General features: G+C 47.2%; 12 protein-coding genes. 2 read left to right on the top strand and 10 right to left on the bottom strand.

Annotated elements, in window-relative coordinates; genetic code table 11:
* Position 1: 1 nt before the first annotated feature.
* Positions 2–1,162 carry an AI-2E family transporter gene (locus NYE28_RS16260; protein ID WP_007408629.1) on the bottom strand — a complete coding sequence of 387 codons (1,161 nt, stop codon included), beginning with the start codon at positions 1,160–1,162 and terminating at the stop codon, positions 2–4.
* A 179-nt stretch (positions 1,163–1,341) separates the two neighbouring features.
* Between NYE28_RS16260 and NYE28_RS16265 the strand changes: the two genes are divergently transcribed.
* Positions 1,342–2,328, top strand: coding sequence for a Gfo/Idh/MocA family oxidoreductase (locus NYE28_RS16265; RefSeq protein WP_059367950.1), 987 nt, complete (start codon positions 1,342–1,344; stop codon positions 2,326–2,328).
* A 31-nt stretch (positions 2,329–2,359) separates the two neighbouring features.
* On the opposite strand, the gene NYE28_RS16270 is transcribed toward NYE28_RS16265, so the two are convergent.
* The 5 genes from NYE28_RS16270 to NYE28_RS16290 all read right to left on the bottom strand — a co-directional run bounded on the left by NYE28_RS16270 (position 2,360) and on the right by NYE28_RS16290 (position 11,343).
* Positions 2,360–2,884 carry a type 1 glutamine amidotransferase domain-containing protein gene (locus NYE28_RS16270; protein ID WP_003152143.1) on the bottom strand — a complete coding sequence of 175 codons (525 nt, stop codon included), beginning with the start codon at positions 2,882–2,884 and terminating at the stop codon, positions 2,360–2,362.
* 65 nt (positions 2,885–2,949) lie between these two features.
* Positions 2,950–4,956 carry a methyl-accepting chemotaxis protein gene (locus tag NYE28_RS16275; protein ID WP_012118283.1) on the bottom strand — a complete coding sequence of 669 codons (2,007 nt, stop codon included), beginning with the start codon at positions 4,954–4,956 and terminating at the stop codon, positions 2,950–2,952.
* Positions 4,957–5,071: 115 nt separating this feature from the next.
* Complete coding sequence (locus NYE28_RS16280) at positions 5,072–7,057, bottom strand: methyl-accepting chemotaxis protein (protein WP_099567041.1); 1,986 nt, start codon at positions 7,055–7,057, stop codon at positions 5,072–5,074.
* A gap of 127 nt (positions 7,058–7,184) precedes the next feature.
* On the bottom strand, positions 7,185–9,173 hold the full coding sequence (locus NYE28_RS16285) for a methyl-accepting chemotaxis protein (protein WP_047936064.1): 1,989 nt from the start codon (positions 9,171–9,173) through the stop codon (positions 7,185–7,187).
* Positions 9,174–9,357: 184 nt separating this feature from the next.
* Positions 9,358–11,343, bottom strand: coding sequence for a methyl-accepting chemotaxis protein (locus tag NYE28_RS16290; RefSeq protein ID WP_337681199.1), 1,986 nt, complete (start codon positions 11,341–11,343; stop codon positions 9,358–9,360).
* Between the two features lie 141 nt (positions 11,344–11,484).
* On the opposite strand from NYE28_RS16290, the gene NYE28_RS16295 reads away from it, so the two are divergent.
* The gene (locus NYE28_RS16295) at positions 11,485–12,222 is read left to right on the top strand and encodes a protein-glutamine gamma-glutamyltransferase (RefSeq protein ID WP_007408635.1); all 738 of its coding nucleotides are present in this window, start codon (positions 11,485–11,487) and stop codon (positions 12,220–12,222) included.
* Between the two features lie 17 nt (positions 12,223–12,239).
* On the opposite strand, the gene NYE28_RS16300 is transcribed toward NYE28_RS16295, so the two are convergent.
* The 4 genes from NYE28_RS16300 to NYE28_RS16315 form a co-directional block, all read right to left on the bottom strand.
* Entirely contained in the window at positions 12,240–12,491 is a 252-nt protein-coding gene (locus NYE28_RS16300) for a hypothetical protein (protein ID WP_044801729.1), read from the bottom strand.
* A 25-nt stretch (positions 12,492–12,516) separates the two neighbouring features.
* Positions 12,517–13,548 carry a nitronate monooxygenase gene (locus tag NYE28_RS16305; RefSeq protein WP_100001571.1) on the bottom strand — a complete coding sequence of 344 codons (1,032 nt, stop codon included), beginning with the start codon at positions 13,546–13,548 and terminating at the stop codon, positions 12,517–12,519.
* A complete protein-coding gene (locus tag NYE28_RS16310; protein ID WP_053574138.1) occupies positions 13,541–13,963 on the bottom strand; it encodes a secondary thiamine-phosphate synthase enzyme YjbQ in 423 nt (140 codons plus the stop codon). The genes NYE28_RS16305 and NYE28_RS16310 overlap by 8 nt, the downstream gene beginning before the upstream one ends.
* A 121-nt stretch (positions 13,964–14,084) precedes the next feature.
* Positions 14,085–15,743 carry an alpha-glucosidase gene (locus NYE28_RS16315; protein ID WP_337681198.1) on the bottom strand — a complete coding sequence of 553 codons (1,659 nt, stop codon included), beginning with the start codon at positions 15,741–15,743 and terminating at the stop codon, positions 14,085–14,087.
* Between the last annotated feature and the right edge of the window lie 25 nt (positions 15,744–15,768).

A 15,768-nucleotide genomic window follows, 5' to 3' on the forward strand; every position in this document is an offset into this window, starting at 1 on the left:
TTTATGACTTCGATCCAGCATCATTTTTTTCTTCTTCATATAAATGCGAACGCATTTTGAACCAATCAAACAGATGGGTCGTGACCACTTTGATGACCGCATACCCCGGGATGGCTAAAATAATGCCGACAACCCCGAACAGCTTTCCGGCGGTTAAAAGAACAAAGATGATGGTAATCGGGTGAATGTGAAGATTTTTCCCCATGATCTGCGGCGAAATTAATTTCCCTTCCACGAGCTGGACAACGGTCCATACAATCGCAAGCTTTAGCAGCATAAGGGGCGAAGTGACCAACGCGATAATAATCGCCGGCGTGATGGCAATGGTCGGCCCTAAATACGGAACAACGCTCGTACAAGCGGCAATGACCGCAAGCAGTGACGCATAATCAAGTCCGATAATCAGATAGCCGATAAATAATAAAAACCCGATGCAGAAGCTGACGATGACCTGTCCTCTGATATAGGAACTTAATCTGTGGTTCATTTCACTAAGCATCGTATACGTTTGTTCTTTCAGACGGGTGGGCACAAACTTTAAGATATAAATCGGCAGTTTTTTGCCGTCTTTCAGCAAATAGAACAGAATAAACGGCACGGTCACAATTGAAATAATCACTTCCGTCAGCGCGCCGATAAAATTCCCGACTCCGGTAAATGTGCTGTTTGCAATTGTCGCCGCCTGCGCCGATACTTTATTAGCAAGATCGGAAATGTTGATATTCATCGTCTTTTGCGCCTGATTTACAAAATCGCTTCCGATCAGGCTTTTCGTCTGATCTTCAACGATATCCACATATTTCGGCAGATTGTCGATCAGGCTCATGATCTGTTCCTTTAAAAACGGAATAATTGAAACGACCGTAATCGTAATCAGCCCTATAATAATGAGGTAAAGGAGCAGGATGGAATAGACTCTTTTCACTCTTATTTTTTCCAATATATCTACGATCGGATTAAGCAGATAATAAACAATTCCTGTCAAAATGACGGGGAGCGCAATCGTTTTGAGCAGGACGATAATAGGTGTGAAAATAAATGATGTCTTCATAAAGACAAGGATATTGAGACCGATGAGCAGCAATACAAGCAAAAACAAGACAAATTTATTGTCTAAGAAAAACTGTTTAAATCTGCCGCCCCATGTTTGCAATGTTTCCACTATTGTTCCTCCATCATATGTATTTTACTTAAATTGTACACTATCGTTCCTGTAATGAAAAATAATAACCGGTCTCTATGGGAATTTTTCCTATCCCTTTAGCTGGCAGCCTTTTTTCCATTTATGTTTCTCAGAAAAAAAGCTATAATGTAAGCCAATACATAGAAGGAGCGATAGCAATGATTCGATTTGCAACAGTCGGAACGAATTGGATTACAGAACGATTTCTGGAGGCGGCTTCTGCTATTGATGATTTTCAATTAACGGCGGTTTATTCCAGAACTGAGGAACGCGCGGCGGAATTCGCCGGCAAACACGGCGCTGCTCATTATTTTACCAGCCTGAAAGAAATGGCGGAAAGCAAAGCCTATGACGCGGTGTATCTCGCCAGCCCGAATGCATTTCACAAAGAGCAGGCGGTCCTTTTTATGGAACACGGCAAGCATGTACTGTGCGAAAAACCGTTTGCGTCTAACGCAAGGGAAACGGATGAAATGATTCACGCAGCCAAAACGAACGGCGTTCTCTTGATGGAAGCCATGAAAACAACGTTCCTGCCGAACTTCAGCATGCTTCAAAACCACTTACATAAAATCGGACCCATCAGGAGATTCACGGCAAGCTACTGCCAATATTCATCACGATATGATGCATATAAGAACGGTACGGTGCTAAACGCGTTTAAGCCTGAATTATCGAACGGTTCGTTAATGGACATCGGCGTGTACTGCATTTATCCGGCCGTCGTCCTGTTCGGCAAACCGAAAAACGTCATTGCGACCGGTCATAAACTAGCATCCGGCGTTGACGGCGAAGGCACGGTCATTCTGTCATACGACGGATTTGAAGCGGTGCTGATGCATTCGAAAATCTCAAATTCGTTTGCCCCGGCGGAAATTCAGGGTGAAGACGGCACGATCGTTCTGGACAGCATTCACGGACCGGAACGGGCGGAAATCCGCTATCGTGACGGCCGGACGGAAGACATTTCAGTCCCTGATCTGAAACCGTCGATGTACTACGAAACGGCTGAATTCATCAATCTTCTTCGAAACGGACAGCGGGAGTCTTCCGAAAATACATTTGAACGTTCTTTCATTACGGCAAGCATTATGGAAGAAGCGAGAAAACAAATCGGAATTGTCTTTCCCGCCGATCAAAACTAAAAACATCCGCCCGGATTCGGGCGGATGTTTTTTATTTGGACGCTAACAGGTCAGCAAACGCTTTTGCATACTGCGGAAGGTCGGGCGGGCGGCGGCTTGATACAATGTGTCCGTCAGTTACGACAGCTTCATCCAGCCACTGTGCCCCTGCATTTGTCATGTCGTCTTTGATGCCGGGCGTGCTCGTTACTTTTTTTCCTGCGAGAATTCCGGCAGATATGAGCACCCAGCCCGCATGGCAGATCTGGCCGATCGGCTTTTTCTGCTCGTTCATCGTACGGATGATGTCCAAAACTTCGGGATATCTTCGCAGTTTGTCAGGAGCCCAGCCGCCGGGCACGAGCACGGCATCATACTCCTGAATAATCAGGCTCTTAAAATCGTAATCCGCCGTCGCAGGCACACCGTATTTTCCTTTGTATGAACGGCCCGCTTCTTCTCCTATTAAATGAACGATCGCGCCTTCCTCTCTCAGCCGGTAGACGGGATACCAAAGCTCTAAGTCTTCAAAATCGTCACTGACAAGCGCTATGACTTTTTTGCCTTCTAATCTCATCACTGCCACTCCCTTCTTTTATACTAGTGTATCGCTTTTTTAAAATGAGGAAAAGAAACAGCTCGCTACAGCTGTTCTTCGTCTTCAGACTGAATCGTAAATTTCCGTGTGACCTGCTGCAGTTCTTCAGCCATATGCGCAAGCGTTTCGGCGGATGAACTGATTTCTTCCATGGAGGCCAGCTGCTCTTCAGCTGAGGCGGCGATGTCTTGAATGCCGGCGGACCCTTCTTTGGCGACTGAGGTAATGTCCTCCACCGCGTTTGTCACATTTTGCGACCCGGCTGCAAGCTTCTCAAGCGTTCCGTTCATATGCTGCAAGGCGCCTGAAATCTGAGTCGTCATTTCTGAGATTTTTTTGAAGCTTTCGGCCGTTTGATCCGTAATATCGAGGCCTTCCTTCACATCTTGATTCACCGCTTGGAATACGGAAAGCGATGTGGCGATTTCTTTGACGATTTCCTGAATCAGCGTTTCGATTTCCTTCGCGGAGCCGGCTGATTGTACGGCAAGCTTTCTCACTTCTTCCGCAACGACGGAGAAGCCCCGCCCGTATTCGCCGGCTCTGGCCGCTTCAATGGCAGCGTTTAAGGCAAGCAGATTTGTTTGATCGGCAATGCCGTTAATGACGTTGAGAATGCTCTTAATGTCGTGCGACTTCGTTTCCAGCCCTTTTACAACCGCTTCCGCCTGCTGTACGGAACGATCAATTGTTTTCATCTGGCCGACCGTTTTCGCCACTAATTCTTCTCCGCTCCCGGCCGTTTCAGAGGTTTGGATGGCGGATTCAGTGATTTCCGCCGATACATTCGCCGTCTCGGCAATGCCCGCATTCATTTGGGAAAGGTGATCAGCACTTTCTTCCAATTTCTCGCTTTGTGATTCGTTTCCGTTTGAGAATTGTTCAATCGCCAGTGTAATATGCTCTGTCGCCTTGCTTGTCTGTCCGGCGGATGCCGTCAGCTCTTCGGATGAAGAAGCGACATGTTCGACGGATGACTGGATGACGCCGATGACAGACCGGAGTGACGCCGACATCTCATTGAAGCTTTGGCTGAGCTGCCCGAATTCATTTTTCGACTTGATGTCAATGACTTCCGTTAAATCGCCGTCACTGATTTTAGCTGATGTCGAAACAAGTTTTTTGAGCGGTTTTGCAATCGAGCGAATGATAAAAACGATTAAAATACCGCCGACGATAAGAGAAACCGCCAGGATGATCAGCGCCATTTTCATGACAGGCGAGGCTGCGTCATGGATCTCACTGACAAAAAATGTGCCGGCGATTTTCCAGCCCGTCAGTTTGTTTGTCGTGAAGGCCATTTTCTTCTGCTGTCCTTCAAACATGTATTCAAACGATCCGCTTGATTTGGAAAATACTTCTTCCGTCCACTCTCCGGAGCCTTCCGTTCCCGCTTTTATAGTCGGATGGGCGATGTATTTTTTATCTCCCGTTGTAATGAAGGCAAAACCTTTATGACCGATCTGGACGCGTTGGGAGGCATTCAGCAGGTCGCCCAGATTAATATCAAGCGCCACAACGCCTGATCCGTCTTTTGTCTGCTGGGCAATCGTAACGACCGTCTGTCCGGTTGCAGCGTCTTTATAAGGCTCGGTAAACACTGGCTGTCCGCTTTTTTCAACCGCTTTTGTATACCACTCGCGCGTGAGCGGATTATAATCGGACGGCATGTCAACGGACGGATATTTCACGAACGCTTTGTCGCGAGACGCGGCGTAAATTGACGCGACATCGTCATTTACGGTGACATACTGCTTCATTTTGTCAAGCAGTACCGATTTATTTTTCGTCTCCAGTTTTTCCTTTGTGATTGATTCGCTGTAGTAGTCAATCGCTTTCAGCTTACCCTCAAGCATGTTTTCCAGCACGCTGTTCAGTTCGCTGACATTTCCCTGGGCGCTGTGGGTCAGTTCGCTTTCTAGTGAATTCCCCGCCGTTTGGTAGCTGAAGTAGGCGAGTATGCCGACCGGAAGCACCAATACGGCTAAAAATGCCGCGATCAGCGGTTTGCTGATGGATGGCTGTTTGATCCAATGTATCAGTTGTTTCATTTTTTCAGTCTCCTTCTTTGAAAAGCTAAATCTAATATCGTCAGATAGGACAAAAGATTTATTAAAAAAACTAAAAAAAACACCCAAACAGCACATTTGGGTGTTCTATGACCTATTAATCTATTTTAAATCGTTTCGTCATATCACGTAATTCTTCCGCCATTTGGGATAACGTTTCCGAAGACGAACTGATTTCTTCCATTGAAGCCAGTTGTTCTTCGGCGGAGGCCGCAATATCCTGAATGCTGGCGGAGCTTTCTTTTGCGATGGACGCGATTTGCTCAGAAGCTCCTGAAATCTGCTGAGATCCTGCTGTCAGCTGTTCTACCGTCGCATTCATATTTTGAATTTCTCCGGCGATCTGGTTCGTCATTTCAGAAATCCGTTTGAAGCTCGTTTCGGTCTGATTCGTAATATCCAGTCCGCTCTCCACCTCTTTGTTGACGGATTGGAACATGCCGAGAGATGTATTGATTTCGTTGACGATTTCTATAATTAAGCTTTCGATTTCTTTCGCTGAATCGGCAGACTGGACCGCAAGTTTTCTGACCTCTTCGGCGACGACTGAGAAGCCCCGGCCGTATTCACCCGCACGCGCGGCTTCAATGGCCGCGTTCAGCGCAAGAAGGTTTGTCTGATCAGCGATTCCGTTAATGACACGGAGAATGTTTGTAATGTCTTTTGATTTTGTTTCAAGTCCGCGCACCACTTGTTCAGCTTCTTTCACTGACCGGTCAATGACGTTCATTTGGCCGACCGTCTGGTGGACGAGCTTTCCGCCTGAATTGGCGACTTCCGCTGATGTGGCAGAGGATTCGGTAATGACGGCAGATGCTTTCGCCATATCTTTAAGCCCGCTGTTCATTTGGTAAATATGTTCCGCCGCGCTTTCAATATTTTCACTTTGGCTTTCATTTCCGTTAGAAAATTGTTCGATCGCCAGTGTGATATGTTCGGTTGCCTTGCTTGTCTGCTCCGCTGAAGCCGTCAGCTCCTCTGAGGAAGATGCGACGTTATTCACGGAATCCTGGATGGCATGGATGAGAGACCTGAGCGAAGCGGCCATATTGTTAAAGCTTTTGCCAAGCTCGCCTAATTCATCTTTTGAGTGAATCTCGATCGTTTCTGTTAAGTCGCCTTCACTGATCTGTTTCGATGATGTCACAAGCTGCTTGAGCGGTTTTGTGATTGAACGGATAATCAGCACCATGACGATGGTTCCGATCACAATCGCTAATACGAGAACGAGCAGGGACAGATGAAGGATCGGCAGGGCCGCTTCATGAATTTCGTCCAGATACATCGTTCCGGTAATCTTCCAGCCTGTCAGCCCGTTTGTATCATAAGCCATTTTCTTTTCCTGGCCGTCGTATTTGTATTGAAAATCACCTTTTTTGCTGGTGAACAGCTGTTCAGCCCACTCCCCGTTTAATACTGTGCCTGACGTGCGGTTCGGGTGGGCGACCACTTTTTTGTCTTTCGTCAGGATAAAAGCGTAGCCGGATTTCCCGATGTTCACTTTCTTTGTCGTTTTCAGAAGCTCATCGATTTTCATATTGATGGCGACGACTCCTGAGCCGTCTTTTGTCTGCTGAACGACCGTCACGACCATCGTATTGGTGGAAGCCGTGCGGTAAGGATCTGTTACAACAACCTTCCCCTTATTTTCCACGGCCTTTTTATACCAGTCTCTTTCAAGCGGATTATATCCTTTAGGCATCTGCAGATCCGGATACCGTGTGAAATGTCCTTCCGTGTCACTCGTATAAATGGATTCCACGTCTTTATTGATCTTCATGTACTCTGTGAATTTATCGGTAATTTGCGATTGGTTTTTCGGCTTGTACCGATCCTTTGTGAGCCAATCGCTGAAATATGCCGTTCCGTCTTCCTTTTGGCTGATGCTTGTGTTGATCATATCGTTAATCTGCTGCACATTATCTAGTGCGCTTCCCATCATCTGCCTGTCAAGCGTGCTTACCGCCGATTGATAGGCGATAAAAGCCAGCGTTGAAATAGGAAGAATGAGAATGGCCAAAAAAGAAATGAGCAGTTTTCTTGTAAGCGATCTCTGCTTGATGATTTGCACAATTTTTTTCATCTGCTATATCTCCTCTTGCGTGTTTACCCTTCATATCGGCAATTATGGGTAAATATACACATCCAAAAAGAAGAAATATAACGAAACATACTTTTTACCTATCGTAAAATTAGTCTTTTAGACTTAATTAAGAGTTTATCTTAAAACGCTTTGTCAGTTCGCGTAATTCTTCCGCCATTTTTTCCAGCGTGACGGCGGAGGAACTGATTTCCTCCATGGACGCAAGCTGCTCTTCAGCTGAAGCCGCGATGTCCTGAATGCCGGCCGCGCTTTGTCTGGAGACGGCCGCGATATCCTCTGAAGCGTTTGATACTTCCTGAGACCCGGCAGAAAGCTGTTCCACGGTTGCATTCATATTTTGCAGTTCACCGGCAATCTGATTTGTTTTAACGGAAATGTCCCGGAAGCTTTTTTCCGTTTCGTCCGTTAACTGAAGTCCGCTTTTCACCTCGTGATTGACGGATTCCAGCATTCCGAGCGAAGTATGAATTTCTTTGACGATTTCATGAATTAAGGATTCGATTTCTTTCGCTGAATCGGCGGATTGGACGGCAAGCTTTCTCACTTCTTCGGCAACGACTGAAAAACCGCGTCCGTATTCTCCCGCTCTTGCCGCTTCAATGGCTGCATTTAAAGCAAGGAGATTCGTTTGATCGGCAATGCCGTTAATGACGCGCAAAATGCTGGTGATGTCCTGCGATTTGAGTTCAAGCCCTTGTACGACTTGCTCCGCTTTACTTACGGATTGGTCAATGGCGCCCATCTGGCCGGCTGTTTTCTTGACAAGCCGCTCACCGGCGCCGGATATCTCCGCCGATTCAATTGACGTTTCCGTCACCACGGCTGCCGCTTCCGCCAGATCACTGAGCCCGTCTTTCATCTCATTCACTTGGGCTGTCGCTTTATCAATACTCTCACTTTGGTCTTCCGTTCCATTAGAAAACTGTTCAATCGCAAGGGTGATATGTTCCGTTGCTTTGCTCGTCTGCTCAGCCGAAGCCGTCAGCTCCTCTGAGGAAGAAGCGACATGTTCAACAGAGTCCTGAATTCCCTGAATAAGCGAACGGAGTGAATCTGTCATATGATTAAAACTTTTACCGAGCACGCCCAGCTCATCTTGAGAGCTGACATCAATGGTTTCCGTCAGATCTCCGCTGCTGATTTTTTCCGCTGATGCTACGAGACGTTTTAACGGTTTAGTAATTGAGCGGATGACAAAATAAATGAAAATCATCCCTGCGGCAATGGCTATCGCCAATATGATAACGGCCAGAGTCAGAACCGGTCTTGCCGCATCCTTGATTTCTTCCACGGACATGGTTCCGCTGATCTTCCAGCCCGTCGCTTCATTGGTCACGTACGCCATTTTTTTCGCTTTCCCGTTCAGCGTATATTCAAAGTCGCCTTTTTGCCCGCTGAATAATGTATCAACCCATTTTCCCGATACCGCCGCGCCGGCTTTTTCATCACTGTAGGCAACGGCTTTTTTATTTTTGCTGAGGATAAAGGCGTATCCTTCTTTTCCGATGTTCACTTCTTTTGTCATCGTGATGAGATCGTCGATTTTTATATCAATGGCGACGACGCCTGATCCGTCTTGCGCCGCGCGGGCCATGGTGACGACCATCTTTTTGTTTGAGATGGACTCATAAGGGTCTGTGATGATGGTTTGGCCTTTATTCTCCATAGCTTCCTGATACCAGCTTCTTTCAAGCGGATTGAAATCGGCCGGCATATCGGCATGCGGATAACGGGTAAACGTTCCTTCCTTGCTGCTTGAAAATACGGCGGATGCTTTATCATTGCTTTCAATAAACTGTTTGAACCTTTCTTGCATTTCCGTTTGGTTTTTTTCTTTAAATTTAGCGCTTGTCGCCCATTCGCTGAAATATGCTGAGCTTTTTGTAAACATTCCGATCCGGTCATCAATCATATTGTTTAAGATTTGCACATTTCCTTCGGCGCTTTCCATCATTTGCTTTTCAACGGATGAAGCCGCCGAACGGTAGGCGCCGGCAGCCAATACTGCTACCGGAATGATTAAGATCAGTAAAAATGAAATGATCAGTTTTTTGGCTATTGATTTTCTGGCGATTTTTTTTGCTGTTTTTTTCAATTTTGTAAACCTCTTTCAATCATTTACTGTTTATATCGGCCGACTCCCTTTTTATTACATTGAAAATTAAGTCATAAACGAAAAATAGTTCTATGTACTCACTTTTTATGCAAGACTTTTTATTTAATTATCCGGCTGTCACTATAAAAAAGGACGCCTTCCATCCGGAAAGCGTCCTTTTTTACTAGTTGATTTTAAATTGTTTCGTTAATTCCCGCAGTTCTTCGGCCATTTGCGCCAAAGTATCGGCGGATGTGCTGATTTCTTCCATTGATGCAAGCTGTTCTTCTGCGGATGCGGCAATATCCTGAATGCTTGCTGCGCTTTCCCTAGATACGTCCGCAATATCCGTCACTGCGGCTGAAACGTGCTGAGAGCTGTCTGACAGCTGTTCAACCGTGCCGTTCATCGATTGAAGCTTCTCGGCGATATCGTTTGTCATGCCGAAGATATTCTGGAAGCTTTCTTTCGTGCGGTCCGTCACGGCAAGTCCTGATTGAACTTCTTCATTAACGGATGTAAACATGTGAAGTGATGTATTAATCTCGGCCGTGATTTCCTGAATGAGTGTTTCAATCTCTTTGGCAGAACCGGCGGATTGGACGGCAAGCTTGCGCACTTCTTCGGCTACCACTGAGAAGCCCCGCCCGTATTCACCGGCTCTTGCCGCTTCAATGGCTGCATTTAAAGCAAGCAGGTTTGTCTGATCGGCAATACCGTTGATGACTCTTAAAATATGAGTGATGTCTTTTGATTTGGCCTCAAGGCCTTTTACAACCGCTTCCGCCTGCTGGACCGATTGATTGATGAGATTCATCTGCCCGACGGTTTGCTGCACATATTCTTCCCCGGTGCCGGCAGCTTCCTTCGATTGTTTAGATGCTTCCGTAATGGATGATGATGTGCGGGAAACGGCGGTGAGTCCGTCATTTATATGATTCAGCTTGGCTGAGCTTGAATCGACTTTTTCGCTTTGCTCTTCGTTTCCGTTTGAAAACTGCTCAATGGCCATTGTAATATGTTCCGTCGCTTTGCTTGTCTGCGAAGCTGAAGCGGTCAGCTCTTCCGATGACGCGGCCACGTTGTCGACAGAGTTTTGGATCGCGCTGATCAGTCCGCGCAGAGATTCTCCCATTTCATTAAAGCTCGCGCCGAGTTCGCCCAATTCATCTTTCGAGCGGATATCAATGGTTTCAGTCAAGTCTCCGCCGCTGATTTGTTTAGAAGAGCGGACAAGCCGTTTCAGCGGTGACGTAATGGATCTGACAATCAACAGAATTAAAATTCCCCCGATGATAATGGATGCTGCAAGGACAATCATCCCCATCGTCAGCACCGGTTGTGAGGCGTCTTTAATTTCGTTGAGCTCCATGCTCCCCTCTATTTTCCATCCGGTCAGTTTATTTGTCGTAAACGCCATTTTTTTATTTTGATCATCGAGCTTGTATGAAATAATGCCGCTGTCTTTGCTGTATACCTCATTCAGCCACGGGGTTGAAACTTTGTCGCCCGGTTTGTGGTCTTTATGCGCGACATAGGTTTTATTTTTGGATGTGATAAACACGAATCCTTTTTGCCCGATTTTGATTCCCTGCATCTGCTTCAGCAGCTGGTCAATTGTAATATCCATGGCCACTACGCCTGTTCCGTCCTGCATCTGCTTTGCCACGGTAACGACCATGCTGCCGTCGCTTGCCGCGGTGTAAGGGTCGGTGACAACGAGCGTGCCGCCGGCCTTCACAGCGTCTTTATACCAAGTGCGTGTTCTCGGATCGTAATCGGCCGGAGTATTCTCCTTAGGCGCCTGTGCGTAGCTGCCGTCTTCGGTTCCTCCGTAAACGCGGGCTACGTCCTTATGAATAGACGTGTATTGCCCGAACTTTTCTTCAAGAGCAGACATGTTTTTCTTTGAGAAGGATGACCCTTTTAACGTTTCACTGAAAAATTCAATCGCCTTTGCTTTTGCGCCGATATCATTTGTAATGGTTGTGTTAAAAGATTCGATGTTATTTTTCGCGTTGCCTGAAATCTGATCATCCAGCGAATTGCTCGCCGTATGGTATGAACTGAATTCTAACACGAGAATCGGTATGATTAAGATCACGATAAATGAAATGATTAATTTACGTGAAATCGATGCCTTTGTGCACCAATTGATGAATTTTTTCATATTAAGCTGCTCCCTCAAGTGTGATACCTTATATATCGGCTCAGTCTTCACATTTTGTTAACATTTCCTCCTTTTTTATGTCTTGATTTTCATTGCCCAAGCTTCCTGCATATCTTATAAAAAAAGATAGGGGGCGCGCAGATGATTATCATATCCGGCCAAGTGCTTCGGCCTCAGGACATCGCGAACTGGCAGACGGAAGAAAGCCTTGTTCCGTATATAAATGAACTGCTCAATTCTCCCGTACAATTCGATTACGGGTCGATTGCTGAACTGATGTTCGAGGTGCGGCTGCGCCGCCATATTGTGGAAGCCGCAAGAGAACTGCACGGATCAGGGGTGAAATTTGCAACTTTCGCCAAAACATACGGAAATACGGCTTATTGGAGAGTGACGCCGGAAGGAGCCTTGGAGCTGAAGTACAGAATCCCCGCTTCAAAAGCGATTCGGGACATTATTGAAAACGGGGCGTTTTACGCATTTGAATGCGCTACCGCCATTGTTGTGATTTATTATCTGGCCGTCTTAAAGACAATCGGTGAAGAACGGTTTAACCGGCGTTTCCGGGATATCACTTTGTATGACTGGCACTATGAGCATCTGCCGATCTACACGGAAACCGGCAGCCACTTTTTACGGGGAGATTGTTTATATTTTAAAAATCCTGATTTTAATCCTGCAAAGGCTCAGTGGCGGGGAGAGAATGTCATTGTGATGGGGAATGATCAATATTTCGCCCACGGTCTCGGGATTCTGACCGCTGAACAAATCATCCAGAGATTGAATTCTTTAAGAAAAAAAAATGCCGTGCAGCCGGCTTATCTGCTTAACCAGGCAACAAGGCTTGATGCACCCGCGCTTTACCAGATCATGCATTAAAACAATCCCATCGTCTGTCATTGTGACGATGGGATGCGGAATGCTTTTCTTTTCAAGTAAAAAGCCGTCGTGCCGAGCGCTTGGTTTGCAGCCCATTCAAACTTCTCTAAATCATGGCGGGTGACGGCTCTGTCCCGTCGGCTCCATTTAATGGCGCGGACAAAGTAATACCCTTTAATCGGCGCCATGGTGACTTTGGAATGCGGAAAATCTTCAAAGACAAACTCAATAGTCCCTCTTTTTTTGTAGGACATTTGAAGAATCTTCATCATCCATCACCTCACGATTTCTGAATTATGATTCGCACAATCTGTCCAAAACGGTTTTCACGTCTGTCGGCCCTTCAAGTTTCGCGGCGGACTGGCCGGCCCATAAAGACATATACTCCGCGTCTCCTGATTGAGCCGCGTGCCCGCGCATCGGCTTTGTCAGCGTATTATGCAGCGGATAAGGCAGCGTTTTTCCCTCGTCAGCTTCATATGTTTTCATGAACTGATTCACGATTCCCCGCGCCTGTTTTCCCGAAAACAGGGTGGTCAGCCGCGTGTCGGCTCCTTTTGATTCGGCAATGGCTTTTTGATATGCCGGTGAGGCGCTGCTTTCTTCACAAAGGAGAAACGGTGTTCCTACTTGAACGCCGTCCGCACCCAAACATCGGGCCGCCTGCACGCCGCGGCGGTCAAAAATGCCGCCTGCCGCAATCACCGGGATATTCAGCGCGTCTTTAGCCTGCGGAATCAGCGCCATAAGGCCGAGAGCCGGTTCTCCTTTAACCGGCAGAAACGACCCGCGATGCCCGCCGGCTTCAATTCCCTGAAGAAGAACGGCGTCCATCCCCCGTTCTTCAAAAGCCTTCGCTTCCTCCGGCGTTGTCGCCGTGCCGAAAAGGAAACAACCGCTTTTCTTCAGCTTTTCCGCCGTTTCTTCCGGCGGAAGGCCGAAGGTGAATGAACACGCTTTGACTCCGTAACGGATCAGAAGCTCCGCTTTTTCCTCGAAATCATTCCATTCTTCTTTCAGATCAGAGAACGGATTGGCGTCTTTTGCCCTCGGGATGCGGGCTTTCCATTTTTCAACCAGTTCCGCCTCAGGCATCTGCCTTTCTTCCGGAACGAAAAGATTTACTTGAAAGGAGCGGTTCGTCAGCTCTTTCATCTCGATAAGCTGTTTTTCAAGCGCTTGCGGGCTGACGTATCCTGAAGCGAGGCTTCCGAGCGCCCCTTCATTTGATACCGCCGAAGCCAGACGCGGCGTGACCAGCCCGCCGGCCATCGGCGCTTGAATGACGGGCTTTGTTAATGATAATGCACTCATCCACTCACTCATTTGTGTTTTCCTCCGATTCAGCCTGTATTTTGATATAACATGTTCTGTTTCGCGGACCGTCAAATTCGCAAAAATAAACGCCCTGCCATGTTCCGAGTATCAGGCGCCCGTCTTCTATGATGACATGCTGGGAGGCGCCGGTTGTACTCGCTTTCATATGTGCCGCCGTATTTCCCTCCATATGCCGGTCCAGTTCGTGCTCCCACGGATATATTTCATCAAACCTTCTGAGCATATCCCTCTTCACATCCGGATCGGCATTTTCATTTATGGTAATGCCGGCGGTTGTATGGGGACAGTATATGAGCGCCAAACCGTTTTTCACGCCTGTTTTGCGGAGAAACGCTTCAGCTTCATGTGTGATATCGATCATTTCATCCCGTCTGTTTGTTTGAATCTGCAATTTTTTCAGCATATAAATGCCTCCTTTCTTTTTCTCTTCCTTTCCCATATTCGTTTCTGTATTTGTCTTTTCCTGTCGGATCGCGATGATAAACGCAGATCACAAAAAACTTCAGCCTCGGGACTGAAGTTTTTCACCATATATATACGCGTGCCTCATAAGGCTTTAAAAGAAAGGATGTCACATGGCGGTGCGCTTCTGTTTCTGCGTTTGCAAGCACGAGAGAATCGGAGTCAAGCGGATAACCGGGATGCCTGTATAAAGCGGGGGTTCGGGACAGATTTGTGATGATCAGGGCGGTTGTTGTTCCGTTTTTTCTTAGATAGGCATAAATCTGCCGGTCATTCGGAAGCAGCAATTCATATGTGCCGCTGATCAATACGCTGTGTTCTTTTCTGAGGGCGAGCAGCCGTCTGTAGAAATGGTATACGGATGTTTCATCCTGCATTTGTGATGCAGCATTCAGCCATGTGTGGTTCGGATTCACTCCGAGCCACGGAGAAGCATCAGAAAACCCGCCGTTCGCCTCACCGCTCCATTGCATCGGTGTCCGTGAATTATCCCGGCCCTTCTTCCAGATGATCTTCATCACTTTTTCATGCGGAACGCCGCGGGACGTCTCTTTTTCATACAGATATTTCATTGCGGCGTCATCATAATCTTCAATGGATGGAAACGAAACATTGGTCATCCCGAGCTCCTGCCCCTGGTAAATAAACGGCGTGCCTTTCATCAGCATATACATCGCGGCGAGTGCCTTGGCGCTTTCTGTCAAAAACCGTTCGTCACCCCATACCGAGACGGAACGGGGCTGATCGTGGTTCTCCATAAATAACGCGTTCCAGCCCTTTCCTTCAAGACTGTTCTGCCAGCCGGACAAGACGCGCTTAAGCGCCGGAATGGAGATGCTTTGATCATCTTCCGTATCCCAGAGGCCGAGATGTTCAAATTGAAAAATCATTTGAAAGACGCCGTGTTCTTCACCGGCCCAATCAGCCGCCTCCCAAGCCGCCACTCCGTTCGCCTCGCCGACCGTCATGATCGGATAGCGCGAAAATGTTTCCCGTTTCAGCTCTCTTAAGAGATCCAATATGCCTTCCCCATTCATATGATACGGGAAAGACGGGACGTACGGGAGACCGTCCGGATTCGGCATGTCAGGGAGCCCTTCTTTTTTCTTAATGTGAGAAATGGCATCCACCCGGAAGCCGTCTATGCCTTTATCAAGCCACCAGCGGACCATCTCATAAACGGACTGCCTCATCGCTTCGTTTTCCCAATTTAAATCAGGCTGTTTTTTGTCAAACAGGTGCAGGTAATACTGGCCGGTCTCTTGATCATATTCCCACGCTGATCCGCCGAAAATGCTTTCCCAATTGTTCGGCTCTTTGCCGTTTTTTCCGTCTCTCCAGATGTACCAGTCCCGTTTTTCGGAATCTTTCGCTGAGCGTGATTCGATAAACCAAGGGTGCTCATCGCTTGTATGGTTGATGACGAGGTCCATAATCAGCTTCATGCCGAGCGCATGGACATCCGCAAGGAGCCGGTCAAAATCCTCCATCGTCCCGAATTCGCCGGCAATTTGTTTATAATTCCGAATATCGTAGCCGTTGTCCGCGCCCGGCGAGTCAAAAACGGGACAAAGCCAGATCACATCCGCCCCCAACTCTTTTATGTAATGAAGCTTTGCTCTGATGCCGTTCATGTCGCCGATTCCGTCCCCGTTCGAATCCATAAAGCTTCGGGGATAAATTTGATAGACGGCAGCCGTTTTCCACCAATCCGTTTTCATACCGACACTCCTTTCTTTACATTAT

The organism is Bacillus sp. FSL R5-0443, from assembly GCF_038608285.1.
GTDB lineage: Bacteria > Bacillota > Bacilli > Bacillales > Bacillaceae > Bacillus > Bacillus velezensis.

Coding starts and splice junctions, on each gene's coding strand:
- NYE28_RS16265 (WP_059367950.1), top strand. CDS start 1,342: ATGATTCGATTTGCAACAGTCGGAACGAATTGGATTACAGAACGATTT.
- NYE28_RS16270 (WP_003152143.1), bottom strand. CDS start 2,884: ATGAGATTAGAAGGCAAAAAAGTCATAGCGCTTGTCAGTGACGATTTT.
- NYE28_RS16275 (WP_012118283.1), bottom strand. CDS start 4,956: ATGAAACAACTGATACATTGGATCAAACAGCCATCCATCAGCAAACCG.
- NYE28_RS16280 (WP_099567041.1), bottom strand. CDS start 7,057: ATGAAAAAAATTGTGCAAATCATCAAGCAGAGATCGCTTACAAGAAAA.
- NYE28_RS16290 (WP_337681199.1), bottom strand. CDS start 11,343: ATGAAAAAATTCATCAATTGGTGCACAAAGGCATCGATTTCACGTAAA.
- NYE28_RS16295 (WP_007408635.1), top strand. CDS start 11,485: ATGATTATCATATCCGGCCAAGTGCTTCGGCCTCAGGACATCGCGAAC.
- NYE28_RS16300 (WP_044801729.1), bottom strand. CDS start 12,491: ATGAAGATTCTTCAAATGTCCTACAAAAAAAGAGGGACTATTGAGTTT.
- NYE28_RS16305 (WP_100001571.1), bottom strand. CDS start 13,548: ATGAGTGAGTGGATGAGTGCATTATCATTAACAAAGCCCGTCATTCAA.
- NYE28_RS16310 (WP_053574138.1), bottom strand. CDS start 13,963: ATGCTGAAAAAATTGCAGATTCAAACAAACAGACGGGATGAAATGATC.
- NYE28_RS16315 (WP_337681198.1), bottom strand. CDS start 15,743: ATGAAAACGGATTGGTGGAAAACGGCTGCCGTCTATCAAATTTATCCC.